Raw genomic sequence first — 23,017 nt, forward strand, 5'->3', positions numbered from 1 at the left:
GGTTTCCCCTTGACAGTGGGCGTCGACAAGCAGCCGGTGCCGGTCCGTGCAGCGGGGTGGGGACGGTGGGGCCGGACCGGATCTATGTGCAAACTGGGAGAAGCTGGTAGGGTTATCCCGTCGAATACTTAGTTGCATCTGTGCTGCCCTGACCGGGGCCACAGGCAAAGGGAATAACATCCGGTACCGCCCCTGGAGAACTGCTTCCGGGGGTGGACCGTCCAGGAGGATATGTGTCCGCCATTATCCAGGCTTTCAAGGACGCCGATCTTCGCAAGAAGATACTTTTCACTATTGCGATGATTATCGTGTTCCGCATTGGAGCTCAAATCCCATCACCGGGAGTTGATTATGCATCCATCAGCGGTCGTTTGCGCAGCCTGACAGAGGATCAGTCGAGCGTCTACTCGCTGATCAACCTTTTCTCCGGTGGTGCACTGCTGCAGCTGTCCATCTTCGCGATCGGCATCATGCCCTACATCACGGCCTCCATCATCGTGCAGCTGCTCACCGTGGTCATTCCACACTTCGAGGAGCTGAAGAAGGAGGGGCAGTCCGGGCAGACCAAGATGATGCAGTACACCAGGTACCTCACGGTCGCACTGGCGCTCCTGCAGTCCGCGGGCATCGTGGCGCTCGCCGACCGTGAGCAGCTGCTCGGGGCGGGTGTCCAGGTGCTCAACGCCGACCGCAACATCTTCGACCTGATCCTGCTGGTGATCACCATGACCGCAGGTGCGGTGCTGGTGATGTGGTTCGGTGAGCTAATCACGGAGAAGGGCGTGGGCAACGGCATGTCCCTGCTGATCTTCGCCGGTATCGCCACGCGCCTGCCCACCGACGGCATGAGCATCCTCGGCAACTCGGGAGGCGTGGTCTTCGCCCTGGTGCTGGTCTCGGTCCTGATCCTGGTCATCGGCGTTGTCTTCGTCGAACAGGGGCAGCGGCGGATTCCGGTGCAGTACGCCAAGCGCATGGTGGGACGCCGCCAGTACGGTGGATCATCGACCTATCTGCCGCTCAAGGTCAACCAGGCCGGCGTCATCCCGGTGATCTTCGCATCCTCGCTGATCTACATGCCCGTCCTGATCACGCAGATCGTCACCTCCGGATCACTCGAGGTCAGCGACAACTGGTGGCAGCGCAACGTCATCGCGCATCTGCAGACACCATCGTCCTGGCAGTACATCGTCGCCTATTTCGCGCTGACCATCTTCTTCTCCTATTTTTACGTCTCGGTCCAGTACGATCCGGCCGAGCAGGCGGACAACATGAAGAAGTACGGCGGGTTCATCCCCGGCATCCGCCCCGGCCGGCCGACCGCGGCCTACCTGGGATTTGTGATGAACAGGCTGCTGTTCGTCGGTTCCCTCTACCTGGCTGTCATCGCCGTGCTGCCGAATATTATGCTGGACCTAGGCGTTGACGCCGGTTCCGCAGGTGCCACCCCGTTCGGCGGCACCGCAATCCTGATTCTTGTGTCTGTCGCGCTGACCACGGTCAAGCAGATCGAGAGCCAGCTCCTGCAAAGCAACTACGAAGGACTCCTCAAATAATGCGACTCGTACTCCTTGGACCCCCCGGTGCCGGCAAGGGCACCCAGGCCGTCATTCTCTCCGAGAAGCTCGGCATCCCGCACATCTCCACCGGCGACCTCTTCCGCGCCAACATCGGCGAGGGCACCCCGCTCGGAGTCGAGGCCAAGCAGTACATCGACGCGGGAAAGCTCGTTCCCACCGATGTCACCGCCCGCATGGTGCAGGCTCGCCTGGCCGAGCCCGACGCCGCCGAGGGATTCCTTCTCGACGGTTTCCCCCGGACGGTGGAGCAGGCGGACATTCTCGCCGCACTGCTGGCCGAATCCGGTCACAGCCTCGACGGCGTGATCAACTACGTAGTCTCCGAGGACGTGGTGGTCGAGCGCATGCTCTCCCGCGGCCGCGCCGACGACAACGAGGAGACCATCCGCACCCGGCTCGGCGTCTACCGGGATGAGACCGCCCCGCTGATCAGCTACTACGGCGACCGCATCATCAACATCGAGGCGGAGGGCAGCGTCGAGGACATCAGCGCACGCACCCTCGCAGCCCTGGGCAGATAGCACCACGATGCCTATCGACGCCACGGGCGTCAAGCACCACGGCCGGTGACCGCGTTCCACAACGCGGTCACCGGCCGCACATTTTCCAGTGCAACCACCTAAGGAGGAGGAACACCCGTCATGGGATTCCGGAAGAAGTCAAAAACCGTGGCCGCGAAGACACCGCGTGAGCTCGATGAGATGCAGGCGGCCGGAGAGATCGTCGGACGGGCGCTTCAGGCCGTCAGGGAGCAGGCGAGGGCGGGAATGACCACCCTGGATCTCGACGCCATCGCCGAGGATGTGATCCGCAGCGCCGGCGCCCAGCCGACCTTCAAGGGCTACCAGGGTTTCCCCGGCTCCATTTGTGCCTCCGTCAATGAGGTGATCGTCCACGGCATCCCCTCGGATGAGACCGTGCTCGCCGAGGGCGACCTCGTCTCCATCGACTGCGGCGCGACCCTCAACGGATGGGTCGGGGACTCTGCGTGGACCTTTGGCATCGGTGAGATCGACGAGGACGTCCGTGCACTCAACGATGCCACCGAGTGGGTTCTCGCCGAGGGCCTCAAGGCGATGGTTCCGGGCAACCGCCTGACCGATGTTTCCCACGCCCTCGAGAGCGCCACGCGCAGGGCGGAGCAGAAGTTCGGCGTAGACCTCGGCATCGTGGACGGTTACGGTGGGCACGGCATCGGACACGCCATGCACGAGGAACCCTATCTCGCCAATGAGGGGCGCCCGGGAAAGGGACCGATCATCCAGGAGGGATCCGTTCTCGCCATTGAACCCATGCTCACCCTCGGCACCGTCGACTCCGCGGTGCTCGAGGATGACTGGACGGTGGTCACCCTCGACGGTTCCTGGGCCTCGCACTGGGAACACACCGTGGCCGCCACCGCAGGGGGGCCGCGTATCCTCACCCCCCGCCGATAGCGTTCTCCGGTCATTGTTGCCGGGGTTTTCCGAGCGCGCAAAGGTTTGCGGTGATTGGTGCCAACCGGAATGGACCGGCCCGGCCGATAGCGGATGTGGTGTTCAGGTTCCCCTCAGCGGGAATCGGGTTATATACTTTGCCACTATGCACAATTCTTCCCGTACCCGCAGCGCGCTCGGAGCCAGGCGCCGGACCATCGGAATCGTCGCCGCACTGACCGCAGCGATCTCCGTCCTGGTTCCCGCGACCGCCTCCGCCCAGGAGATCGTCCCGGGTTCCTCGGACATCAATTCGCAGATCCAGCAGGCGTTCAACTCAGGTCTGGCGCAGTCCCGCGAGGATGCGTGGAATATCCGCAACAACCTCCGTGCGCAGGTGGCCTACCTCGGCGCCGGGGCCCTGCCACTCAATGATGCCATCGACAACACCGTGGAGGTCATCTTCCCCGGGCTGATTCAGCAGAAGCTGGACCAGCAGCGTGCGGCGGAGGCGGCCATCGCCGAGCAGCACGCAGCGCAACAACGCGCCCAGGAGGAGGCCACCCGGGCCGCCCGCTTCGACCGTGGCAGCTGCCCCGTCACCGCCGACGTGTGTGTGGACATCGACGGTGGCCGCTCCTGGCTGCAGTCGGGCGGAGAGGTGGTCTACGGTGCGGTACCGGTGTCCTCCGGTGGAAGGGGCCAGGAGACCCCGCGCGGAAGTTTCACCATCAACCGCAAGGTCAAGGATGAGATCTCGCATGAGTTCGGCAACGCGCCGATGCCCTATGCCATGTACTTCACCTACAACGGCCACGCGTTCCATCAGGGCAATGTCGCCACCACCTCCGCGGGATGCGTCCGACTGAGCCAGCAGGATGCCATCCACTACTTCAACAACGTCGACATCGGGGACACGGTCTACATCTACTAGATCCACCGGTAGCTGACTCCGCGCGGACGCGGGATCCCCGACGACGGGGATCCCGCGTCCCGTACTCTTTCAAGGGGACTCCACCCAAGTGTCCCTGTTGCCCGACGGCATCACATTTGGTATTGGCGCGCTGTACGTGTAATCTTTGTCGATGGTGTATACGCAGTTCGCGTAGTCACCGAATTTTGCAGTGGTAAAACTTAGGGGCCGCCCACCATCGCGGCCCCGGGAATGTGGAGGATATGGCTAAGGAAGGCGCAATTGAGGTCGAGGGTCGCATCGTCGAACCCCTGCCGAATGCAATGTTCCGAGTCGAGCTCGACAATGGGCACAAGGTTCTTGCCCACATCAGTGGGAAGATGCGTCAGCACTACATCCGTATCCTTCCTGAGGACCGCGTGGTTGTGGAGCTCTCGCCCTACGATCTCACCCGCGGTCGCATCGTCTACCGCTACAAGTAAGACATCACACGCCTCCATATATCAGGGCGCTTCCGGGACATCCGGTGGTGCTGACACACCTCCAGGCAACGATGGCTGGAGCCTTACGAATCACAACCCACAGCCCGGTTTCCGTCCGGGCGAAGCGTTGCGTGGTGAGGACGAATATGGGGAAAACCATCGCAACAACCGGAAAGGTTACTGCCATATGGCACGTCTAGCTGGTGTTGATCTCCCGCGTAACAAGCGCATGGAGGTCGCTCTCACCTACATCTACGGTATCGGCCCCGCCCGATCCAAGCAGCTGCTCGAAGAGACCGGCATCTCTCCCGACCTGCGCACCGACAACCTCACGGATGAGCAGATCGCTTCTCTCCGCGATGTCATCGAAGGTACCTGGAAGGTCGAGGGTGACCTCCGCCGCCAGGTCCAGGCCGACATCCGCCGCAAGATCGAAATCGGTTGCTACCAGGGTCTGCGTCACCGTCGTGGCCTGCCCGTTCGTGGTCAGCGCACCAAGACCAATGCGCGTACGCGCAAGGGCCCGAAGAAGACGATCGCCGGAAAGAAGAAGTAGAACATGCCTCCAAAAGCACGCTCAGGCGCGCGCCGTACCGGCCGTCGCGTCGTAAAGAAGAATGTGGCCCAGGGCCACGCATACATCAAGTCCACCTTTAACAACACCATCGTGTCGATCACCGATCCGAGCGGCGCAGTTATCTCCTGGGCTTCCTCCGGACACGTCGGATTCAAGGGCTCACGCAAGTCCACGCCCTTCGCCGCACAGATGGCCGCCGAGAACGCTGCCCGCAAGGCAATGGATCACGGCATGAAGAAGGTTGACGTCTTCGTCAAGGGTCCGGGTTCGGGCCGGGAAACTGCTATCCGTTCCCTCCAGGCCGCCGGCCTCGAGGTCAACTCGATCTCCGACGTGACGCCCCAGCCCCACAACGGCTGCCGTCCGCCGAAGCGTCGTCGCGTTTAATAGGGAAGGAAAGGTAATTACACATGGCTCGTTATACCGGCCCAGCAACCCGTAAATCCCGTCGCCTGCGCGTCGACCTCATCGGCGGAGACATGGCCTTCGAGCGTCGTCCCTACCCCCCGGGGCAGGCTGGCCGCGCACGCATCAAGGAGTCCGAGTACCTGCTCCAGCTCCAGGAGAAGCAGAAGGCCCGTTTCATCTACGGCGTGATGGAGAAGCAGTTCCGTCGCTACTACGCCGAGGCGAACCGTCGTCCGGGCAAGACCGGTGACAACCTCATCGTCATGCTCGAGACCCGCCTCGACAACGTGGTGTACCGTGCGGGTCTCGCCCGCACCCGTCGCCAGGCACGTCAGCTGGTCTCCCACGGTCACTTCACCGTCAACGGCAAGGCAGTCGACGTCCCCTCCTTCCGCGTCTCCCAGTACGACATCATCGATGTCCGCCAGAAGTCGCAGAAGATGAACTGGTTCGAAGAGGCACAGGACAGCCTCATCGACGCCATCGTTCCGGCCTGGCTGCAGGTCGTTCCGTCCACCCTGCGCATTCTCGTGCACCAGCTGCCCGAGCGCGCCCAGATCGACGTGCCGCTGCAGGAGCAGCTCATCGTCGAGCTTTACTCGAAGTAGTTCCGTGGTGCCCGGGTACCGCACCCGGGCAGAACGGGAGATCTTCCCGCATCATCATCCTTTCCGCTCTATCGACGTCAAATAGCGGACGTCAACCAAGGAGAGTTCCATGCTCATTTCACAGCGACCCACCCTGACCGAGGAATTCGTCGACGCATCGCGTTCCAAGTTCGTCATCGAACCTCTGGAGCCGGGTTTCGGCTACACCCTCGGCAATTCACTGCGCCGGACCCTGCTGTCATCCATCCCGGGTGCGGCAGTGACCAGCGTGAAGATCGATGGTGTCCTCCACGAGTTCACCACCATCAACGGTGTCAAGGAGGATGTCTCCGACATCATCCTCAACATCAAGGGTCTGGTGCTGTCCTCCGACTCCGACGAGCCGGTTGTCATGCACCTGGTCAAGGAGGGCGCCGGGGCCGTCACAGCCGGTGACATCCAGCCCCCGGCCGGCGTGGAGATCCACAACCCGGATCTGCACATCGCCACCCTGAATGAGACCGCCAAGCTGGAAATCGAGCTCATCGTCGAGCGCGGACGCGGCTACGTCCCCGCAACCATGACCGCCACCGGTGGTGAGATCGGCCGGATCCCGGTTGATCAGATCTACTCCCCGGTCCTGAAGGTCAGCTACAAGGTCGAGGCGACCCGCGTCGAGCAGCGCACCGACTTCGACAAGCTGATCATCGACGTTGAGACCAAGAACTCCATCACCGCCCGTGACGCCCTGGCGTCGGCAGGCAAGACCCTGGTTGAGCTGTTCGGTCTCGCCCGCGAGCTGAACACCGCTGCCGAAGGCATCGAGATCGGACCCTCCCCGCAGGAGACCGAGTACATCGCCGCCTACAGCATGCCGATCGAGGATCTGGACTTCTCCGTTCGTTCCTACAACTGCCTCAAGCGCGAGGACATCCACACCGTGGGTGAGCTCGCGGAGCGCGCCGAGTCCGATTTGCTGGATATCCGCAACTTCGGGCAGAAGTCGATCAATGAGGTAAAGATCAAGCTCGCAGGCCTGGGCCTGACGCTGAAGGATGCTCCCGAGGACTTCGATCCCTCCACCCTTGAAGGCTATGACGCCGAGACTGGTGGGTACATCGATGTTGAGCCGGAAGATTCCGAGTAAGTCGCTATAGGCCCTCAGGGCCGCGCTCACAACATAAGTACACGAGGAGTACACAATGCCTACCCCAAAGAAGGGCGCCCGTCTCGGCGGTTCCGCAAGCCACCAGAAGAAGATTCTTTCCAATCTGGCCGCTTCGCTGTTCGAGCACGGCGCAATCAAGACCACCGATGCCAAGGCAAAGGCTCTGCGTCCCTACGCTGAGAAGCTGATCACCAAGGCAAAGGCCGGAACCGTCGCGGATCGTCGCAACGTTCTGGCACTGGTTCCGAACAAGGAGGTCGTCGCCCACCTGTTCAACGAACTCGCACCGAAGTTCGAGAACCGCGCCGGTGGTTACACCCGCATCATCAAGCTGGAGAACCGCAAGGGCGACAACGCCCCCATGTCCCAGATCTCGCTGGTTCTCGAGGAGACCGTCTCCGCGGAGGCATCCCGCGCAACCCGTGCCGCAGCGTCGAAGAAGGCCGCTGAGGAAGCACCTGTTGAGGATGTAGTCGAGGAGACCGCAACCGAGGAGGAGGCCCCCGTCGAGGAGGCAGCCACCGAGGAGTCACCGGTCGAGGAATCAACCGAGGAGAAGACCGAGGAGAAGTAGTTTCTCCCTGGTCCCACTCCACCTGAGCGCCCCGCACCGTCAACCGGTGCGGGGCGTTTTGCCTCGGGCCCCCGTCCGGGGGCGGCACCCGGGACCGCCCTGCCAACCACGCCCCGCGCCGGCGCGTTCCGGAGGCGCGGTTGGAAACAAAGAGCCGGTGGGGCACCGGCGAACACCGAAGGGATGGAGAAGCGTTCAATGGCTGTGGAGGACAAGATACGCCTGCGGCTCGACCTCGCCTACGACGGCACCGATTTTCACGGATGGGCCAAGCAGGGCAGCAGTGATCTGCGCACCGTGCAGAAGGTGCTCGAGGACACTCTGGCGCTGGTGCTGCGGGAGACTGTTGAGCTGAGCGTCGCGGGCCGCACCGACGCCGGGGTGCACGCGGCGGGGCAGGTCGCGCATGTGGACGTACCGCGGGCCGCGCTCGAGCAGCGCAGCATCGACGGTGACCCCGCACGCCTGGTCCGCCGGCTGGCGCGGCTGCTTCCCGACGACGTGCGCGTCGACACGGTGTCGCAGGCCCCGCCGGGTTTCGATGCGCGCTTCTCCGCCCTGCGCCGCCACTACGTCTACCGCGTGTGCACGCATCCGGCGGGGCCGCTGCCGACGCGGATCCGGGACACCGCCACCTGGCCGAAACCCGTCGATATCCAGGCGGCGCAGGCGGCGGCGGATGCGCTCGTCGGTCTGCACGATTTCGTTGCCTTCTGCAGGGCCAAACCGAATGCGACGACGGTCCGCGACCTCCAGGAGTTCACCTGGTCCGATGTCTCCACACCGACCGAACCCCAGTTGTACGAGGCGCACGTGGTCGCAGACGCCTTCTGCTGGTCGATGGTGCGGTCCCTGGTCGGGTCCTGCCTTGCGGTCGGTGAGGGCCGCCGCGGCTCCGGGTTCACACGGGAGCTTCTCGACGCAACGACCCGCAGCCCCCGGGTCCCGGTGGCCGCGGCCAGGGGACTGTCACTGACGGCGGTGGACTATCCCGATGACGATGGGCTCCTGGTACGGGCCGTGATGACCCGTGCCAAGAGGGAGATACCCGCGAGCCTCCGGCTCGGGGAGTTCCCACGCGGCTAAACTCTATGCGGTGGCATTCGTGCCAGAGCAAGACCGAGTGGAGAAAGCGAACAGGAAAGTGGTGACACGACCCGAATGCTGACGACAGTGTTGATCGCCGTGGCTGTATTCAGCGTTCCCGGATTCATCGTCTCATGGATCTCCGGGTTGAAGACACCGTGGGCGCTTGCGGCCTCCATTCCCGTGTCCTTCGGCATCTTCGGACTCGCCGCATGGATCCTGGGCATGATGGATCTGCGCTTCGACGTCCGTTCCGTCGCCGTGTGCACCGCCGCCGTGGCCGTACTGGGTTTCCTGTGGCGACTCGGCTTCCTTGCGGTGGCGGTCCTGCGCCGCAGGGGACGACCCGCGGCGGCCACCACGGCCGTGGCTGAGGAACCGATCAACCAGCTACCGGAATTCGGGGAGCCACTGACTGCGGATCCGCACCCCGGAGACGTTGAGCCGGAGGACCGCACGCCCCGACCCCCGTGGTGGATGAGGCTCTACGGCTCCACGCGGAACGGTGGGCTGCTGGATCCGCGGTGGCTGCTGCCCGCGGCGGGGTCCATCACGGGGGCATGGTTGATCATCGACCGCGCCCTGGAACTCCTCGAGGGCACCACCCACGGCCTGGCGGACATCTACGGGGGATGGGACGTGCACTGGCACGCCTCCATGGTCCGGTTCATCGATGAAACCGGGATCGCCTCCGCAACCCGGATGGGCGAGCTGCGCAACATTGAAACCGATCAGGAAATGTTCTACCCCAGTGCCTGGCACGCGGGAGCATGGCTGGTGTCCGATATCGCCGGCATCACCCCCATCGAGGCCACGAACCTCACCGGCATCGTGCTCTCCGGGCTGCTTCTTCCGCTCGGGGTGGCGCTGATCGCCTGGCGGATGATCAACAACCGTGGACTGACCGCACAGATCGGGGCGGGATTCGCCGGTCTCGCAGTGATCGCCTCCCCGGTGCTGTTCTGGATCGGCAACTACGTCGGAGCCTGGCCCTACGTGGCCGCCATCGGTTCCTCGGGCATAGTCCTGGCGCTGTTCATGTCCACCCCCGCGGTCCCGGTGCGGGTATTCGCCGCAGTTTTCGCCTTCATCGGTATGTTCCAGCTGCACCCCTCCGCCGTCACCATCGTGGTGATGGTTCTCATCCTGTGGTGGTTGTGCCAGCTGCTGTGGTTCCCCAGCCGCAGGGCGGATTCCTTCGGACGCGGAGTGCTCAACCGGCTGCGTGACGTGGGCATCCTGGGATTCACCGGCGTCGTCGGCATGGTGCTGGTGCTTCCGCAGGTGCTCTCGGGATCCGAACAGACCGAGGAGGTGCTGTCCTACTCCGCGCTCGAGGATGTCACCAGGGAGGAATCCTGGATCAAGGCTGTACTGATGGAGACCCGTCACACCGACGCCTTCGGTGACATGGACATCACCTGGCTGCTGGTGTTCGCGGTGATCGGTGGCGTGGTGGCTCTGCTCTGGCGGGGCAACCTCTGGGCTCCGCTTTTCTACCTCGCCTCGGTGGCACTGACGGTGAACTCCCTCAAGCCCTTCGACGAACCCTGGGGGGACTGGCTCAACATCATCGGCGGGTTGCACTATTCCACGGCGCACCGCCTGGTCATGCCGGTGGCGATGTTCACCTTCGCGGCCGCCGGCATCGGACTCGCAGCGGTGATCCGACTCATCGCCCTGGGGCCGATCCGGAAGTTCGCGGGCGTGTCCAACGTGGTGTCCGTGGTGCTGGCGCTGATCGTGGCGGTCCCCGTCCAGGCCTGGGCGCGTGATCTCGTCGATGAGGGATCGGAGTTCTCCATCACCGCCCCGCACGACGGGCGCATGGTCAATGATGCCGACCTCGCCGCCTGGGACTGGCTCAGCCAGCAGCCAGGGGGGCGGACCAAGCTGATCATGGGCGATCCGGCCGACGGGCACGGATGGATGTATGCCTACAACGGCCTGCATTCTGTCAACCGCCACTACACCTGGCCCGATGCGGGCCCGGATACCGCGACCTACCTGCTCTACTGGTGGCCGCAGCTGCTCGGGGCGGGGATGCCGGGGGATCCGGATCAGGAGAACCCTGTCGACCGCGGGGCGAGGGATCTCGATGTCGGTTTCTTCGTGCTCTCACCGGGAAGTTTCTGGGCCTTCCAGGAACCCAACCTCCCGATGCTCGAGGGGCTGTGGACGACTCCCGGGGTTACCCCGGTTTATCAGCACGAGCAGGTGACGATCTTCGCCATCAATGACGCCTTCACCGACGCTGAGCTCAACCAGATGCGTGCGGAGGGCAACTCGCCGAATCCCCTGCCGCCGGTACCGACCAGGGGCGAGCTGGGGATCGCGGAAACCCGGGAGGAGATCGACCAGCCCGTCTTCCACCGCCCGGGTGACGGCCTCGGCGAGGCCCTGTCGCTCCTTCGCCCCGCCCAGCCGTGGCCGGAGGATGCGCCCTTCTAGGTCGTGTTATGAAAGTCGTTTGAGTCGGCAATTGATGTCCACGCCTTGCGGGGGAAGGACCTGGCCCGTTCATGGCGTTCTTCCAGCCATCGAGGCTGCACATCTTCTGTGGCATTCAACAGCTTCCAATAAGCTATTTATGATCATGCAAAAGGCTGCTTTAGCGCTGTCCCCTGAAAAGAAGACAGAGTGATCCTTTGAGGCCGAAGGGTCCATGCACTGTGCTTGTAATATCCATACTTCCCGCTGTACCCACTGTTAGTGCATCCGCGCAACAGGCAAATACCGAACCACTCACTGAACTGGTCCACGGAGTAATGGAGTCTTCGGTCCCCGATCGGGTATTTGAAAGATTGAACACCGAAGACAAAGAGGCGTTTTTAACAGCAATGAAACCAACAGCGGTAACGTCGCCCCCAGAAGAGCCCCATTTCACAACGTTTTCAACAAACGGTTGTTGGAACCAGACGGCTCGGCAGGACGACCGAAGCAACTTTGGGTTTGTTGCCTACCGGATGTATGTTTCCAGCCACTGATGGGCAAATAATGGCCGAATGACCTTTCACTCAATCACTGGCTCAAGTGGTGAGTTTGTATCACCTGGCGGGGACATCCCGTCAGCGGCAGCCGATCCGGATGTGGTGCCCGATTCCGTCGATCAGGTCACGCAGCCGGTGGCGATACGGCCGACCCTGGCGTGTAGGTGCTGGTAGCAGCGGTTCAAGCATATTCCATTGGGTGCCGGTGAGGTCGTGGCGGATTTCAACGTTCAAGGGTCGGCGAGAAGCACTCCTGGGGCAGTGGAAATTGTTGGTACATCCTTCGCTATCGCAGTAGTTGCCTAATGTGGTGTCACCGCCACACCCTTCGGCACAGACTGTTCATAACCGGCGCCGGGGGATGACCTTTTCCGCCGAACCTTAATTAGACTGCGCCGGGCGGGGAACGGTTCCCGGGTACGGACGAAAAGCCATTCTTCTCACAGCCCCGCGACAATGGCCCCTGACCTGCACTAAGGTCAGGGGCTATCGGCTACGGGGAGGGGGTGGACACATGAGCAAGGGAATCCTCATGCCCACCACGGCACCGCAGGTCTCCGGGCACCGCTTCCTGCTCCGCCGCATCGAGCATGGTCTGGTTATGGGGGACGTCCGGATGATCCATGATCCCCTGGGCAGGCGGCGGCGCGCACTGGTCTTCGGCGCAGTGGCCTGCTCCCTGGTGGCGGTGGGGGCGCTTGCGCTCGCCCTCTTCCGCCCCGCGGTCGATCCCGGGGAGGCGGCACTGATCCGCGCCGATTCCGGGGCGCTGTTCGTGCGACTGGATTCCGGGGTGCATCCGGTGAGCAACCTCGCCTCGGCCCGCCTCGCCCTCGGCGAGGCACTTGAACCAGTCGCCGCCAGTGATTCCGTCATCGCAGGAATGGAGCGCGGCGTGCCCGTCGGGCTTGCCGACGCCCCGGCGATCATCGATCCCGCACCCCGGCCGGCCGCACCGTGGCGGGCCTGCCAGGACGTGGACTCCGGTGAGCTGCACGTGGTGGCTGGCGGCGCGCAGGCCCCGCGGCTCGGTGAGGGGGAGGCGCTGCTGGGGGCGTCGAGAAGCGGCGACGGGGGGATCGATGAGCATCTGATCACCGCCACCGGGCGCACGGCGCTGCCCGCGGCGGATTCGGAGCAGGGACGGATCATCCGCAGGAACCTCGAGATCACCCCGGCCACCCCGCGCCTGCACATCCAGCCAGACATGCTCAACACCGTCCCAGAGCTGCCCGCCTTCTCCCTGCCCGATCCGCTGCCCGAGGTCATCGGCGCCGATTCCCGCGCCTGGATCGGTGCCGATGGTGCGATTGCCCCGATCACCGCGGTTCAGCACGGGATCCTTCTTGATGCGGGTGCACCGTGGCGGGAGGAACCGCGCCGGGCGCTCGGCGGCTACCCCGAGGCCGACGGCTCCTGGCTGAGACTGCCCTCCGCCGTCCCACGGTGGATGCCTGTCGCGGGCACCACCGTGTGCTCCGACGGTGAGGGGATCTCCCTGGGCGGGGCCCTCCCCGCCGGAGTGGAGCTCTCCGGGCGGAGCGCGGCCCGCAGCTTCCACACCGATGCCGCCGGGGCGGTGGGCGTGGACAGCGGGCACGGCTACCATGTCGTCGCCGATACCGGGCTGATTCACCCGGTTCCAGACACCGGCAGTCTCTCCGCGCTGGGCATCGAGGTGCTCCAGCAGGCGCCCTGGTCGATTCTCCGACTCCTTCCGGTCGGCAGTCCGCTGTCGGCGGAGACCGCACGCACTCCGATGTACTGAAGTAACCTGGATGAGCATGAGTGCATTGCATGGTCTGGCGAACAGGGTTCTCAACACTGTGGCACCACTGACGCACAACCTGCCCATCGGCCGTGGCCTGGAGGCCAGACAGGTACCACCGAAGGGCTGGTACGAACACTGGCGGGCGGTCGCGGCACTCCGGGAATCCTTCCGGCGCATCCCACCGGGACACCGCGTCCGGCTGGCGAAGAAGACCTCCAACCTCTTCCGCGGCCGGTCCACGGCGGGGGCGGGACTGGATGTATCCGGGCTGGACGGTGTCATCGCGGTGGATCCGGTGGAACGGACCGCCGACGTCCAGGGCATGTGCACCTATGAGGATCTCGTGGACTGCACCCTCGCCCACGGGCTGCTGCCCCTGGTGGTCCCGCAGCTGAAGACGATCACCCTGGGCGGAGCGGTGACGGGGATGGGGGTGGAATCGACCAGCTTCCGCAATGGTCTGCCCCATGAATCGGTACTGGAGATGGACATCCTCACCGGTACCGGGGAGATCGTGACCTGCTCGCCGGAACTCAACGCGGATCTCTTCCGCGGCTTCCCCAACAGCTACGGCTCCCTCGGCTACGCGGTCCGCCTGAAGATCTCCCTTGAGCCCGCCCCCGAGTTCGTTGAGCTGCGCCACGTCCGTTTCGATGACCTGGACTCACTGTCGCGGGTCCTCGATCAGGTTGCAGTGGACCGGGAGTACGCGGGCGAGGAGGTCGACTACCTCGACGGCGTCGCCTTCTCCCCTGAGGAGTCCTACCTGGTGATGGGGCGGGGGACCGCGGAGCCTGGCCCGGCCAGTGACTACACAGGCGAGACGATCTACTACCGGTCCATTCAGCATCCCGCGGGGATCCTCCGTGACAGGTTGGCCATCCGGGACTACATCTGGCGCTGGGACACCGACTGGTTCTGGTGCTCACGGGCCTTCGGCGCACAGAATCCCGAGATCCGTCGGCTGTGGCCGCGGGCGCTGCTGCGTTCCAGTTTCTACTGGAGGATCATCGGGTGGGACCGGCGCTTCGACATCGCCGACCGGATCGAGGCGAGGAAGGGCCGACCCGCAAGGGAGAGGGTGGTCCAGGACGTCGAGGTGACCAGCAGCAGACTGGTGGAGTTCCTGGAATGGTTCTTCAGCTCCTGCGAGATCGAGCCGCTGTGGCTGTGCCCGATCAGGCTGCGGGATTCCGATACCGGACTCACCCGCCGCGGCGAGCTGCTGACCACCGCGGACTCGCTTGCCGACGGCGCGGGTGAGCACCCCTGGCCGCTGTACCCGCTGACCGCGGGTGTGACGTGGGTGAACATCGGCTTCTGGTCCTCGGTCCCGGTGGACCTGCTCGGCCCCGATGCCCCGGAGGGTGCCTTCAACAGGGCAATTGAGCACCGCATCGCCGAGCTCGGGGGCCACAAGTCCCTCTATTCGGAGGCGTTCTACACCCCGGAGGATTTCCGGAAGCTCTACGGAGGGCGGATTCCGGAACGCCTGAAGGAGCACTGGGACCCCGGGGGACGTTTCCCCGGACTGTATGAAAAGACTGTGAAGGGAGCCTAAACTCGGATTCGTTGGCAGTTCAACGGATGTCCAAGAAAGTTATTCCGAGTTAGAGAAGTAAGGAAAAACAACGATGAGTAACGCCCTTGCGCTGGACCTCATGACGGTCGGGGAGATCGTGGAAGCAGTCACCACCCCACCGATCCCGTTCCATATCACCGCCTTCGACGGCAGTTCCACCGGGCCGGAGGATGCACGCTACCGCCTGCATGTGGCCAACAAGGAAGCGGTCGCCTACGTGGCCACCGCCCCTGGCGATCTCGGGCTGACACGCGCCTACCTCATGGGTGATCTCATCGTCGAGGGCGAGCACCCCGGTCACCCCTATGGAATCTTCGATGCCCTCAAGGAGTTCTACTCCTGCTTCTCCAAGCCGGATGCGGGGACGATCTTAAAGATCATGCGTTCGCTGCGGCACATGGACGCCCTGAAGTTCCAGGCGATCCCGAGCATGGAGCAGGCACCCGCCTGGCGCAAGGCACTGATCAACGGGTTGGCGTCCAGGCATTCGAAGCAACGCGACAAGAACTCCGTCAGCTACCACTATGACGTGGGCAATGATTTCTATTCCCTGTTTCTCGGTCCGACCATGACCTACACCTGCGCCTACTATCCCACCCCGGATTCGAGTCTGGAGGAGGCGCAGGAGAACAAGCACCGCCTCATCTTCGAAAAGCTCAGGCTCAAAAAGGGCGATACGCTCCTCGACGTCGGCTGCGGCTGGGGTGGCATGGTCCGCTACGCGGCGCGCCGTGGCGTCAGGACCATCGGTGTCACCCTCTCCGAGCAGCAGTATGAGTGGGCGCGGGATGAGATCAGGCGGGAGGGGCTGGACAATCTCGCCGAGGTCCGCTGCATGGACTACCGCGATGTTCCCGAAACGGGCTTCGACGCCATTTCCGCGATCGGCATCATCGAGCACGTCGGTGTGGCCAACTATCCCGACTACTTCGAGCTGCTCAATGCAAAACTGAAGACGGGCGGCCTGATGCTCAACCACAGCATCACCTACCCTGACAACCGCCCCAGGCGCGCCGGGGCCTTCATCGACCGCTATATCTTCCCCGACGGTGAGCTGACCGGCTCGGGCACCGTGATAAGGCACATGCAGGACAACGGCTTCGAGGTTCTCCACGAGGAGAACCTGCGCTTCGATTACCAGCGGACCCTCCACGACTGGTGCGAGAACCTCAAACGCGACTGGCCGGAGGCCGTCAGCCTCGCCGGCGAACCCACAGCCAGGCTCTTCGGGCTCTACATGGCCGGTTCCGAGTGGGGCTTCGAGCACAACGTCGTGCAGCTGCACCAGGTGCTCGGGGTCAAGGTCGATGAGAACGGCAGCCGCGGCGATGTCCCGGAACGCATGTGGTGGACGGTGTAGATGAAGGTGTGGACGGTGTGGCCGAGCTCCCCGGAACCGGGCTAGACTTGAACTTTGGCAACTTCCCATCCCACCCATCCGCAGGATAGTCAAATGTGTGCTTCCATAAGCGAATCCCCGGCCCCGGCGACTCCGGGGCGGTGCTGACGCATGAGTTCCATGAGGGAGATGGTCGCCGACCGTATCGAGCGGCTGCAGGAGGCCCACGAGCGGTCCAAGCGGAAGAAGTACGGTTTCCTCGTGCGCCCGGGGACTCTCATCGTCGGGTGGGTGGTCACCATCATCGGGCTGATCACCATCCCGCTCCCGGGTCAGGGCTGGTTGACCACCTTCATCGGGGTGGGCATCCTCTCGCTGGAGCTGCACTGGGCGAAACGGCTTCTCGGCTGGGGTGTGCACCAGTACGACCGCTTCTTCGCGTGGTACGCCACCAAGAGCTTCCGGTTCCGGATGGTCACCGTCGCCCTCATGCTGGTGGTGATCTGGATCGTGTTCATGGCGGTCTTCTACGGCATGTGGCACGCCGGGACGCTGCCATGGGCCGATGAATTCTTCCAGTGGCTCGGTGTGAGTCGCTGACCTCCGCGGACACCGGGCGGGGTCAGGCCGGTGTGGACCGACTGACCGGTGCCCGCCGCTGCGGGGGGATCCGGTGCCCCATCGACCAGCCACCGATCAGGGCGGCGAGGATCAACAATGTGCCCAGGGCGCCCAGCAACAGCAGGGCCCGGTCCCGACCGGAGGCATCGACGGTCGCTGGTGGGGCGGGCCGCACGGGGTGCTCCTCCGGCAGTTCGTCCGCGGGCACATGGGTCAGGGCGAGGTAGGGGTCCACAGCGCCGATGGAAGGGTCGACGCTTCCGGTGATCCGCCTCCTGATCTCCGCGGAGGGAAGCTGCGGATGCCTTTCGATCAGCAGGGCGGCGGTACCGGCGACGACGGGCGCGGCGAAGCTGGTCCCCTCGAAGGGGCTGGAACCGGAGGCGGTGCGCATCGCCTGGGAGAAGCCCGCATCGCGGGGGCTGAGACCGGCCGGAACGCGGCCAGGCGCGGAGACACCCGGTGCGGGGGCGGGCAGGGAGTACCCGGCGATGGTGTGGCTGTCACTGCTGGCGGCGACGGCAAGCACCGTGGGCGCATGGGCGGGGTAGACGATGGATCCGGCGGGGCAGTGGTTGCTGAGATTGCCCGCCGCGGAGACCACGACCACCCCGGACTCCTCCGCGCGGATCAGGGCACTGTCAATGGCCGTGCCCGCAATGTCGCCCGCGCGTTCGGGCGGGATGCAGGATACGACGGAGACATTGACAACCCTCGCCCCGTGGTCGATGGCGCGGTGTATCGAATCGGCGAGGCTGCCGAGGGTGCCGATTCCGGTGTCGGGTCCCGTGCGGACCTGGGAGGTGGTCTGTTTGATGGCGATGATCTCGGATCCCGGTGCTATCCCGATGTGCTCGTCGCCATCGCCGTCATAGGGCCATCCGTTTCCGTTTTTCGCACGTGCGGCGATGATACCGGCGACGATGGTGCCGTGGCCGTCGCAGTCGATGAGCTCCCCGGGGGTGTTCGCGGCGGAGTGGGCGCCCACGAGATCTCCCCCGGGAAAGGGGGCGGGCAGCCGCGGGTGCGGGGCGACACCGGTATCGACCACGGCAACCTTCACCCCGGCCCCCGTGGCGATGGCGTGGGCCAGCGGCAGGGACCCCCGGAGCTGTTCATGCGGCCGGGCGGTGCGGGGATCCACCGCTACCGGTGCCGGGCACTCCGGGACCCCGGCGGTCTGCGCGGAAACCGGGTGCGCAACCGCGAGGAGGATGCAGGTGCCGATAACGGGCAGGCGGCGGCGCATCAGCGATCACTCGCCGAGGGCGATGTTCAGGCCCCTGAGCAGGCCGAAGATATTCAAAAGATGCAGCGCCAGCGGCAGCGCGGCGGCCATGCACAGTGATTCCAGCCGCTCCAGCCACACCAGGGTGGTGGGTTGCAGAGTCGGCATCAGCGGCATCCACGCAGGAACGCCGACACAGAACCCGGTGAGCACCACCGCGAGCGCGAGCGGCGGCCAACCCTGGTCCTGCAGACAGCTCGACACCACTGTGGCGATCAGGGAGGCGCAGCCGAGAAGCACCAGCGACCACAACGGGATCGTCCGGTTGTGGCGCAGTCCGTGCAGCAGGCATGCCACCGCGATGCACAGGCAGAACGCGGTGGAGGCCCAGGTTCCGGTGAGCGCGGTGAGGATCACCATGGGGCCGCCGACCAGCGCCGTGGCCAGCAGCTGGACATCGTGGAGGGTCTGCGCGGCGCGGGCGCGCCTCTCCGGATCCGGCAGCTCGGCATCGGAGACGGACAGATCCTGGCCGGCGGTGGGCAGTGTGGGTACGCGCAGCCCCGCCAGTTGGGCCGAGACGCCAGGGGCGAGACTGATCAGGATGAGCGCGACCGCCACCGTCAGTGCGGCCGCACCTTCCGTCCTGATCGCCAGCGCCGAGGCGGTGACCAGCAGCAGGGCGTAGATGGTGGCCATCGTCATGCTGATGAGCAGGCGCGGTGCGAAGAACAGGTGCAGCAGCAGCGTGACGAGCAGCCCCGCCGCGCAGGCCGCAAGCAGCGGCCACGGGCCGGGGGAGGCGTCGACACGCAGTCCCGTTGCCACTGCGCACAGCAGGCTGGCCGCCACCGGCAGGGCGGCTGTGGACACAGGGGCCTGCACGCGGGGAAGCCAGGCCAGGACCAGCAGGCAGATCGCCGCGGTCACGGCCATGCTTATCGACGCCCCCAGCGATGCCCCCAGGCCGAGCAACAGGGCCACACCGCAGAGGCCGCTGAGGATGACCGCATCCGGGAGTCCGTGGGGGCTGGCACGCGTGGACAGCTCCACCAGGGCCTCGGCCGCGTCGCGGACAACCGGTGCCGGCAGTTCGCGCTGCGGCGACAGCACCAGCACCCCTCCCTGCTCCAGCTGGGTGCGGGCAAGCGGGATCCCGGCATCGATGCGGCCGCCCGCCGCGGTGCGGGCTATCCAGGGACGCGAGATCACCGGCGCCCCGGTGAGCTCGAGAACCTCATCGAGGATCTCGGCGAGACTTGACCCTGCCGGCAGCGCCAGATCGGCCACCGCGACAGGGTTCTCGCCCACCGTTAGATCGATGCGGACGTGGATCCGCAGCATATTGTCATTGACCATCTCCGCCCCTTCACGCATGAGTGTCCTGCCCGCCAATCTTGCATGCCGCACCCGGTTTTGCAAAGCTCGACCTCTTCAAAACCCCAGGTCAGCAGGGATCGGAGTGAGAATTCCCCCAGTTGTTTCCGGGAGGGAACCGGAGCGGGACTTTCGCAGTCAAACAGGAGAGACGAAGGTAGTTTCTCCGATCCCGGACAAGGGGATGATCCATGGGTGCGCAGATGTCCACCGCCGGTGCCGATCAGATTGTGCAGGAGGGTGATCCCACCCGGATCCTCGGCTATGTCGTGGAGCCGCTGGCCCTTCCCGAACGTGACCCCGCGCCACCGTTGCCGGGTACACCCCTGGTGGCCGAACCCGTTCCATCCGTGGAACGGCACCGTCCGGCACCGATCATCAGGGTCCTCATGCCGGTGATCATGGTCGTGGTCGTGCTCGCCATGGTTGCGCTCATGGTGATGAGCAGCGGGATGATCAATCCGATGATCCTGATCTTTCCGCTGATGATGGGACTGTCCATGATGATGATGTTCACGCCGCAGGACGGCGATGATATCGATGAGACCCGTCGCACCTACCTCCGCCACCTCGGTGCGCTGCGGGAGGAGGCGCTCGCCCACGCCCGTGCGCAGCGCAACCACGAGTGGCACCGGCATCCGGCCCCGGATCTGCTGTGGTCGCAGCTGGGCAGCCGGCGGATGTGGGAGCGGGCGCGGGAGGACCCGGACGTCCTGGAGGTCCGTCTGGGGTTGGGCGTGACAAGCCTGAACCCCGCGATCAAGGTCAGTGAGACGGGGGCACCGGAGGACCTGGACCCGGTCTGTGCCGTGTCACTGCGCCGGACCATGCGTGCGGTCGGCTCGGTGGCGGATATGCCGGTGGTCGTCCAGCTGCAGGCCTTTCGCTTCCTCGGCCTCAGCGGCCCCGGCGCGCAGGATCTCGCCAGGGCCCTGGTGGTCCAGTTGCTTTTTCACCACGGACCCGAAACGGTGGGGGTGCAGGTCCGCGGAGTCGCGGGGAACTGGGAGTGGTTGAAATGGGTGCCCCACGCCCGCGCACCGGAGCGCGCGGTGCACCGCGTGCTCATTCTGGATTCGGAACTGACCACCGGTACGGAGAGTTTCATCGATGATCCCGCCTGGACCTGCATCATCAACGTCGGGGCACTGGGTACCACGGCCCTGGGGCAGCGCGCGGAGCAGGAGGGACTGGTCATCCATGTCGATGAGCAGCTCAGTGTCTTCACCGCCCAGGGGCCAGAGCACCTGGGCGCGCCCGACCGTGTGGGGGAGGAGGGTGCAACGGTGTTCGCACGGATGCTCACCGGATACCGGCGTTCGGCGGGCGCGGGGGCGGGGACCTCGGGTGAACTGCTGCCGCTGCTCGGTATCGCCGATGTGGAGCAGCTGACCCCGGACCGGATGTGGCCGGTGAAGCGGCGCTCCCCGCGCACCCGGTTGAGCGTGCCCCTGGGCCTCACGGAGTCCGGCGCACCGATGTTGCTGGATCTCAAGGAGTCCGCGCAGGGCGGCATGGGTCCGCACGGATTGTGCATCGGGGCCACCGGATCCGGCAATAACGAATGTGGTTTGTGGGTACGATAGAATTATGACCCTCAGAGCAGCTATTTATGCACGTATTTCCCTTGATCGCAAAGATGAAGCAGGCGTCAAGCGTCAGGCTCACCTAGCTACAAAACTAGCTGAGGCTGAGGAAGCGACAATCGTAGCGGAGTACACCGATAACAACGCCTCGGCTTTCTCAGGTGCGTATCGGCCTGAGTATGAGAATTTGTTGAAGTCTATTGAAGCTGGTGAATTGGACGTTGTGTATGTGTACGCGCTGGACCGGTTAACTCGGCGTACGAAGGATACCCTTGCACTTTTTGAACTGTGCGAGAAACATAATGTGCGTATCAAAGCGACCCAAGGCTACAGCATCGACCCTTCTGACCCGTCTTCCCGAATTATTATCGTGATTCTGGGTTTGATCGCAGAGCAAGAAAGTATTGACCGCGCTGCGCGTATTCGGGCTTCTTACGTAGACCGTGCGCGGGTTGGGCGACCAAAGACGGGAGGTCGTCGCATGCTTGGATATGAAGCTGATGCTGAGACCATCATCGAGACCGAAGCTCAAGCAATCCGCGATGCAGCCGTCATGATTCTTGCTGGTAAGACTCTTCGTGAAACCGTCCGAGAGATTTTCAAAGCTAGAGGAATTACAGCGACGTCTGGGAGGGATATGACAGCCCCGACGTTGAGAGATATTCTGCTTAATCCTCGGGTCAGGGGCATTAGTACTTTCAACCCTACTGATCCTGTTACCGGTTACCGACTAATAAGAGATCGTCAAATCATTGGACCAGGGCAATGGCCTGCGATCATTGACGAAGCTACTGGAGAAAAGCTCGACGCCGTGCTGCGCGATCCGTCTAGGCGCAGATCCCATGCAGGTAACGCGCCGACGCGATATCTTGCTTCGGTGCTCACCTGTACCTGTGGTGATCCCATGTACTCACGCACTCGAGCACGCGAAGATGGTTCTAGAAAACGCTATTACGCTTGCGGACGCGGTATTCCCGGTGGAACTCATGTAACCATTGGGGATGAGGTTGATTCATTGATCGAACGCGTCATTATCGGGCGTATGTCTAAACCTGATGGTCTGGAGCTGCTACAACAGTCGTTGTCTACTAACAAGGACTCAACGGAGACTGAGGAGCTACAAGAGCTCGTTAGTCAACGTAACGCACTACTCGCTCGTCTTGAATTGCTTGAAGATTCACTTGTCGACGGTGAGATTGGTGTCGACGCGTTTACTCGCCTAGAAAAGAAAATTGCTGAGCAGCTCACAGGAATTGATGATCGACTCCAGAATCTGACTTCAGCGCGTAGCGCTGATCCGCTGGCAGCCGAGTTAATAGGTGTTAAAGACTTTGCGCAGTGGTGGGTAGGAGCTTCGGTCGAGGATAAACGCCGGCTCACTCGTATTTTGATGGACATCCATATTCTTCCAGGTACTCATGGTGCTAAGAAGTTCGACCCAACTCGTGTGCAGGTGACGTGGCATTAAGTGGGTTTGATGCGTGCCCTGTCGTTTAGACAGTCACCGGTTACATCGACATTGCACCGACGATGGGGTGCGCCTTCCGGGGGCTGTAATTTATCGACAAAATCCACTTTTATTGCTGCATAGGATCTGGTTACAGCGTAGTTCATCGCGTATGGTCGTAGATATCGACGAACATCGTCGACCACCCGCCGGATAAAAGGGATGGACTCCTCCGGTGCAAATTCTGTTTCCAGGCATATGGGGAGCGCGGCCGCTTGCGCGCAGA

Annotated in this window: 20 protein-coding genes; 18 read left to right on the forward strand and 2 right to left on the reverse strand. The window is 63.8% G+C overall.

Annotated elements, in window-relative coordinates; translation table 11 throughout:
* Window positions 1-233: 233 nt before the first annotated feature.
* The 16 genes from secY (at window position 234) to B7E02_RS04475 (ending at window position 17,072) form a co-directional block, all read left to right on the forward strand.
* Window positions 234-1,556 (forward strand): preprotein translocase subunit SecY, encoded by a 1,323-nt coding sequence (gene secY, locus B7E02_RS04395; protein WP_080793429.1) that lies wholly within the window; start codon window positions 234-236, stop codon window positions 1,554-1,556.
* Window positions 1,556-2,101 carry an adenylate kinase gene (locus tag B7E02_RS04400; RefSeq protein ID WP_080793430.1) on the forward strand — a complete coding sequence of 182 codons (546 nt, stop codon included), beginning with the start codon at window positions 1,556-1,558 and terminating at the stop codon, window positions 2,099-2,101. Before secY ends, B7E02_RS04400 begins: the two co-directional genes overlap by 1 nt.
* A 120-nt stretch (window positions 2,102-2,221) precedes the next feature.
* A complete protein-coding gene (map, locus tag B7E02_RS04405) occupies window positions 2,222-3,016 on the forward strand; it encodes a type I methionyl aminopeptidase (protein ID WP_080793432.1) in 795 nt (264 codons plus the stop codon).
* A 145-nt stretch (window positions 3,017-3,161) separates the two neighbouring features.
* Window positions 3,162-3,929, forward strand: a complete 768-nt coding sequence (locus B7E02_RS04410; protein ID WP_080793434.1) for a L,D-transpeptidase — start codon at window positions 3,162-3,164, stop codon at window positions 3,927-3,929.
* 242 nt (window positions 3,930-4,171) lie between these two features.
* Complete coding sequence (gene infA, locus B7E02_RS04415) at window positions 4,172-4,390, forward strand: translation initiation factor IF-1 (protein WP_003854422.1); 219 nt, start codon at window positions 4,172-4,174, stop codon at window positions 4,388-4,390.
* 187 nt (window positions 4,391-4,577) lie between these two features.
* Entirely contained in the window at window positions 4,578-4,946 is a 369-nt protein-coding gene (rpsM, locus tag B7E02_RS04420; protein ID WP_080793436.1) for a 30S ribosomal protein S13, read from the forward strand.
* 3 nt (window positions 4,947-4,949) lie between these two features.
* Window positions 4,950-5,354: a 30S ribosomal protein S11 gene (rpsK, locus tag B7E02_RS04425; RefSeq protein ID WP_080793438.1), complete on the forward strand. Its 405-nt coding sequence runs from the start codon at window positions 4,950-4,952 to the stop codon at window positions 5,352-5,354.
* A 23-nt stretch (window positions 5,355-5,377) separates the two neighbouring features.
* Window positions 5,378-5,983 (forward strand): 30S ribosomal protein S4, encoded by a 606-nt coding sequence (gene rpsD / locus B7E02_RS04430; protein WP_080793439.1) that lies wholly within the window; start codon window positions 5,378-5,380, stop codon window positions 5,981-5,983.
* A gap of 109 nt (window positions 5,984-6,092) precedes the next feature.
* On the forward strand, window positions 6,093-7,109 hold the full coding sequence (locus B7E02_RS04435; protein ID WP_080793441.1) for a DNA-directed RNA polymerase subunit alpha: 1,017 nt from the start codon (window positions 6,093-6,095) through the stop codon (window positions 7,107-7,109).
* Window positions 7,110-7,164: 55 nt separating this feature from the next.
* Window positions 7,165-7,704, forward strand: coding sequence for a 50S ribosomal protein L17 (rplQ, locus tag B7E02_RS04440; RefSeq protein ID WP_080793443.1), 540 nt, complete (start codon window positions 7,165-7,167; stop codon window positions 7,702-7,704).
* 198 nt (window positions 7,705-7,902) lie between these two features.
* Complete coding sequence (gene truA, locus B7E02_RS04445; RefSeq protein WP_143336639.1) at window positions 7,903-8,790, forward strand: tRNA pseudouridine(38-40) synthase TruA; 888 nt, start codon at window positions 7,903-7,905, stop codon at window positions 8,788-8,790.
* 75 nt (window positions 8,791-8,865) lie between these two features.
* Window positions 8,866-11,241 carry a DUF6541 family protein gene (locus B7E02_RS04450; RefSeq protein ID WP_245802157.1) on the forward strand — a complete coding sequence of 792 codons (2,376 nt, stop codon included), beginning with the start codon at window positions 8,866-8,868 and terminating at the stop codon, window positions 11,239-11,241.
* Window positions 11,242-12,294: 1,053 nt separating this feature from the next.
* Window positions 12,295-13,548 (forward strand): type VII secretion protein EccB, encoded by a 1,254-nt coding sequence (gene eccB / locus B7E02_RS04460; protein ID WP_080793450.1) that lies wholly within the window; start codon window positions 12,295-12,297, stop codon window positions 13,546-13,548.
* Window positions 13,549-13,564: 16 nt separating this feature from the next.
* On the forward strand, window positions 13,565-15,112 hold the full coding sequence (locus tag B7E02_RS04465) for an FAD-binding protein (protein WP_080794432.1): 1,548 nt from the start codon (window positions 13,565-13,567) through the stop codon (window positions 15,110-15,112).
* Between the two features lie 73 nt (window positions 15,113-15,185).
* The gene (locus B7E02_RS04470; RefSeq protein ID WP_080793452.1) at window positions 15,186-16,493 is read left to right on the forward strand and encodes an SAM-dependent methyltransferase; all 1,308 of its coding nucleotides are present in this window, start codon (window positions 15,186-15,188) and stop codon (window positions 16,491-16,493) included.
* 150 nt (window positions 16,494-16,643) lie between these two features.
* Entirely contained in the window at window positions 16,644-17,072 is a 429-nt protein-coding gene (locus B7E02_RS04475) for a TIGR02611 family protein (protein WP_080793454.1), read from the forward strand.
* A gap of 22 nt (window positions 17,073-17,094) precedes the next feature.
* On the opposite strand, the gene mycP is transcribed toward B7E02_RS04475, so the two are convergent.
* Complete coding sequence (gene mycP, locus B7E02_RS04480; RefSeq protein WP_080793456.1) at window positions 17,095-18,342, reverse strand: type VII secretion-associated serine protease mycosin; 1,248 nt, start codon at window positions 18,340-18,342, stop codon at window positions 17,095-17,097.
* A 6-nt stretch (window positions 18,343-18,348) separates the two neighbouring features.
* Window positions 18,349-19,698 (reverse strand): type VII secretion integral membrane protein EccD, encoded by a 1,350-nt coding sequence (gene eccD, locus B7E02_RS04485; RefSeq protein ID WP_245802158.1) that lies wholly within the window; start codon window positions 19,696-19,698, stop codon window positions 18,349-18,351.
* A gap of 191 nt (window positions 19,699-19,889) precedes the next feature.
* On the opposite strand from eccD, the gene B7E02_RS04490 reads away from it, so the two are divergent.
* Together B7E02_RS04490 and B7E02_RS04495 are read left to right on the forward strand one after the other, a co-directional pair.
* On the forward strand, window positions 19,890-21,284 hold the full coding sequence (locus B7E02_RS04490; RefSeq protein ID WP_245802159.1) for a cell division protein FtsK: 1,395 nt from the start codon (window positions 19,890-19,892) through the stop codon (window positions 21,282-21,284).
* 4 nt (window positions 21,285-21,288) lie between these two features.
* Entirely contained in the window at window positions 21,289-22,752 is a 1,464-nt protein-coding gene (locus tag B7E02_RS04495; protein WP_080793458.1) for a recombinase family protein, read from the forward strand.
* The last annotated feature ends 265 nt before the right edge of the window (window positions 22,753-23,017 follow it).

The organism is Corynebacterium pacaense, from assembly GCF_900169525.1.
GTDB classification, from domain to species: domain Bacteria; phylum Actinomycetota; class Actinomycetes; order Mycobacteriales; family Mycobacteriaceae; genus Corynebacterium; species Corynebacterium pacaense.

Coding starts and splice junctions, on each gene's coding strand:
- B7E02_RS04400 (WP_080793430.1), top strand. CDS start 1,556: ATGCGACTCGTACTCCTTGGACCCCCCGGTGCCGGCAAGGGCACCCAG.
- map (WP_080793432.1), top strand. CDS start 2,222: ATGGGATTCCGGAAGAAGTCAAAAACCGTGGCCGCGAAGACACCGCGT.
- B7E02_RS04410 (WP_080793434.1), top strand. CDS start 3,162: ATGCACAATTCTTCCCGTACCCGCAGCGCGCTCGGAGCCAGGCGCCGG.
- infA (WP_003854422.1), top strand. CDS start 4,172: ATGGCTAAGGAAGGCGCAATTGAGGTCGAGGGTCGCATCGTCGAACCC.
- rpsM (WP_080793436.1), top strand. CDS start 4,578: ATGGCACGTCTAGCTGGTGTTGATCTCCCGCGTAACAAGCGCATGGAG.
- rpsK (WP_080793438.1), top strand. CDS start 4,950: ATGCCTCCAAAAGCACGCTCAGGCGCGCGCCGTACCGGCCGTCGCGTC.
- rpsD (WP_080793439.1), top strand. CDS start 5,378: ATGGCTCGTTATACCGGCCCAGCAACCCGTAAATCCCGTCGCCTGCGC.
- B7E02_RS04435 (WP_080793441.1), top strand. CDS start 6,093: ATGCTCATTTCACAGCGACCCACCCTGACCGAGGAATTCGTCGACGCA.
- rplQ (WP_080793443.1), top strand. CDS start 7,165: ATGCCTACCCCAAAGAAGGGCGCCCGTCTCGGCGGTTCCGCAAGCCAC.
- truA (WP_143336639.1), top strand. CDS start 7,903: ATGGCTGTGGAGGACAAGATACGCCTGCGGCTCGACCTCGCCTACGAC.
- B7E02_RS04450 (WP_245802157.1), top strand. CDS start 8,866: ATGCTGACGACAGTGTTGATCGCCGTGGCTGTATTCAGCGTTCCCGGA.
- eccB (WP_080793450.1), top strand. CDS start 12,295: ATGAGCAAGGGAATCCTCATGCCCACCACGGCACCGCAGGTCTCCGGG.
- B7E02_RS04465 (WP_080794432.1), top strand. CDS start 13,565: ATGAGTGCATTGCATGGTCTGGCGAACAGGGTTCTCAACACTGTGGCA.
- B7E02_RS04470 (WP_080793452.1), top strand. CDS start 15,186: ATGAGTAACGCCCTTGCGCTGGACCTCATGACGGTCGGGGAGATCGTG.
- B7E02_RS04475 (WP_080793454.1), top strand. CDS start 16,644: ATGAGTTCCATGAGGGAGATGGTCGCCGACCGTATCGAGCGGCTGCAG.
- mycP (WP_080793456.1), bottom strand. CDS start 18,342: ATGCGCCGCCGCCTGCCCGTTATCGGCACCTGCATCCTCCTCGCGGTT.
- eccD (WP_245802158.1), bottom strand. CDS start 19,698: ATGCGTGAAGGGGCGGAGATGGTCAATGACAATATGCTGCGGATCCAC.
- B7E02_RS04490 (WP_245802159.1), top strand. CDS start 19,890: ATGGGTGCGCAGATGTCCACCGCCGGTGCCGATCAGATTGTGCAGGAG.
- B7E02_RS04495 (WP_080793458.1), top strand. CDS start 21,289: ATGACCCTCAGAGCAGCTATTTATGCACGTATTTCCCTTGATCGCAAA.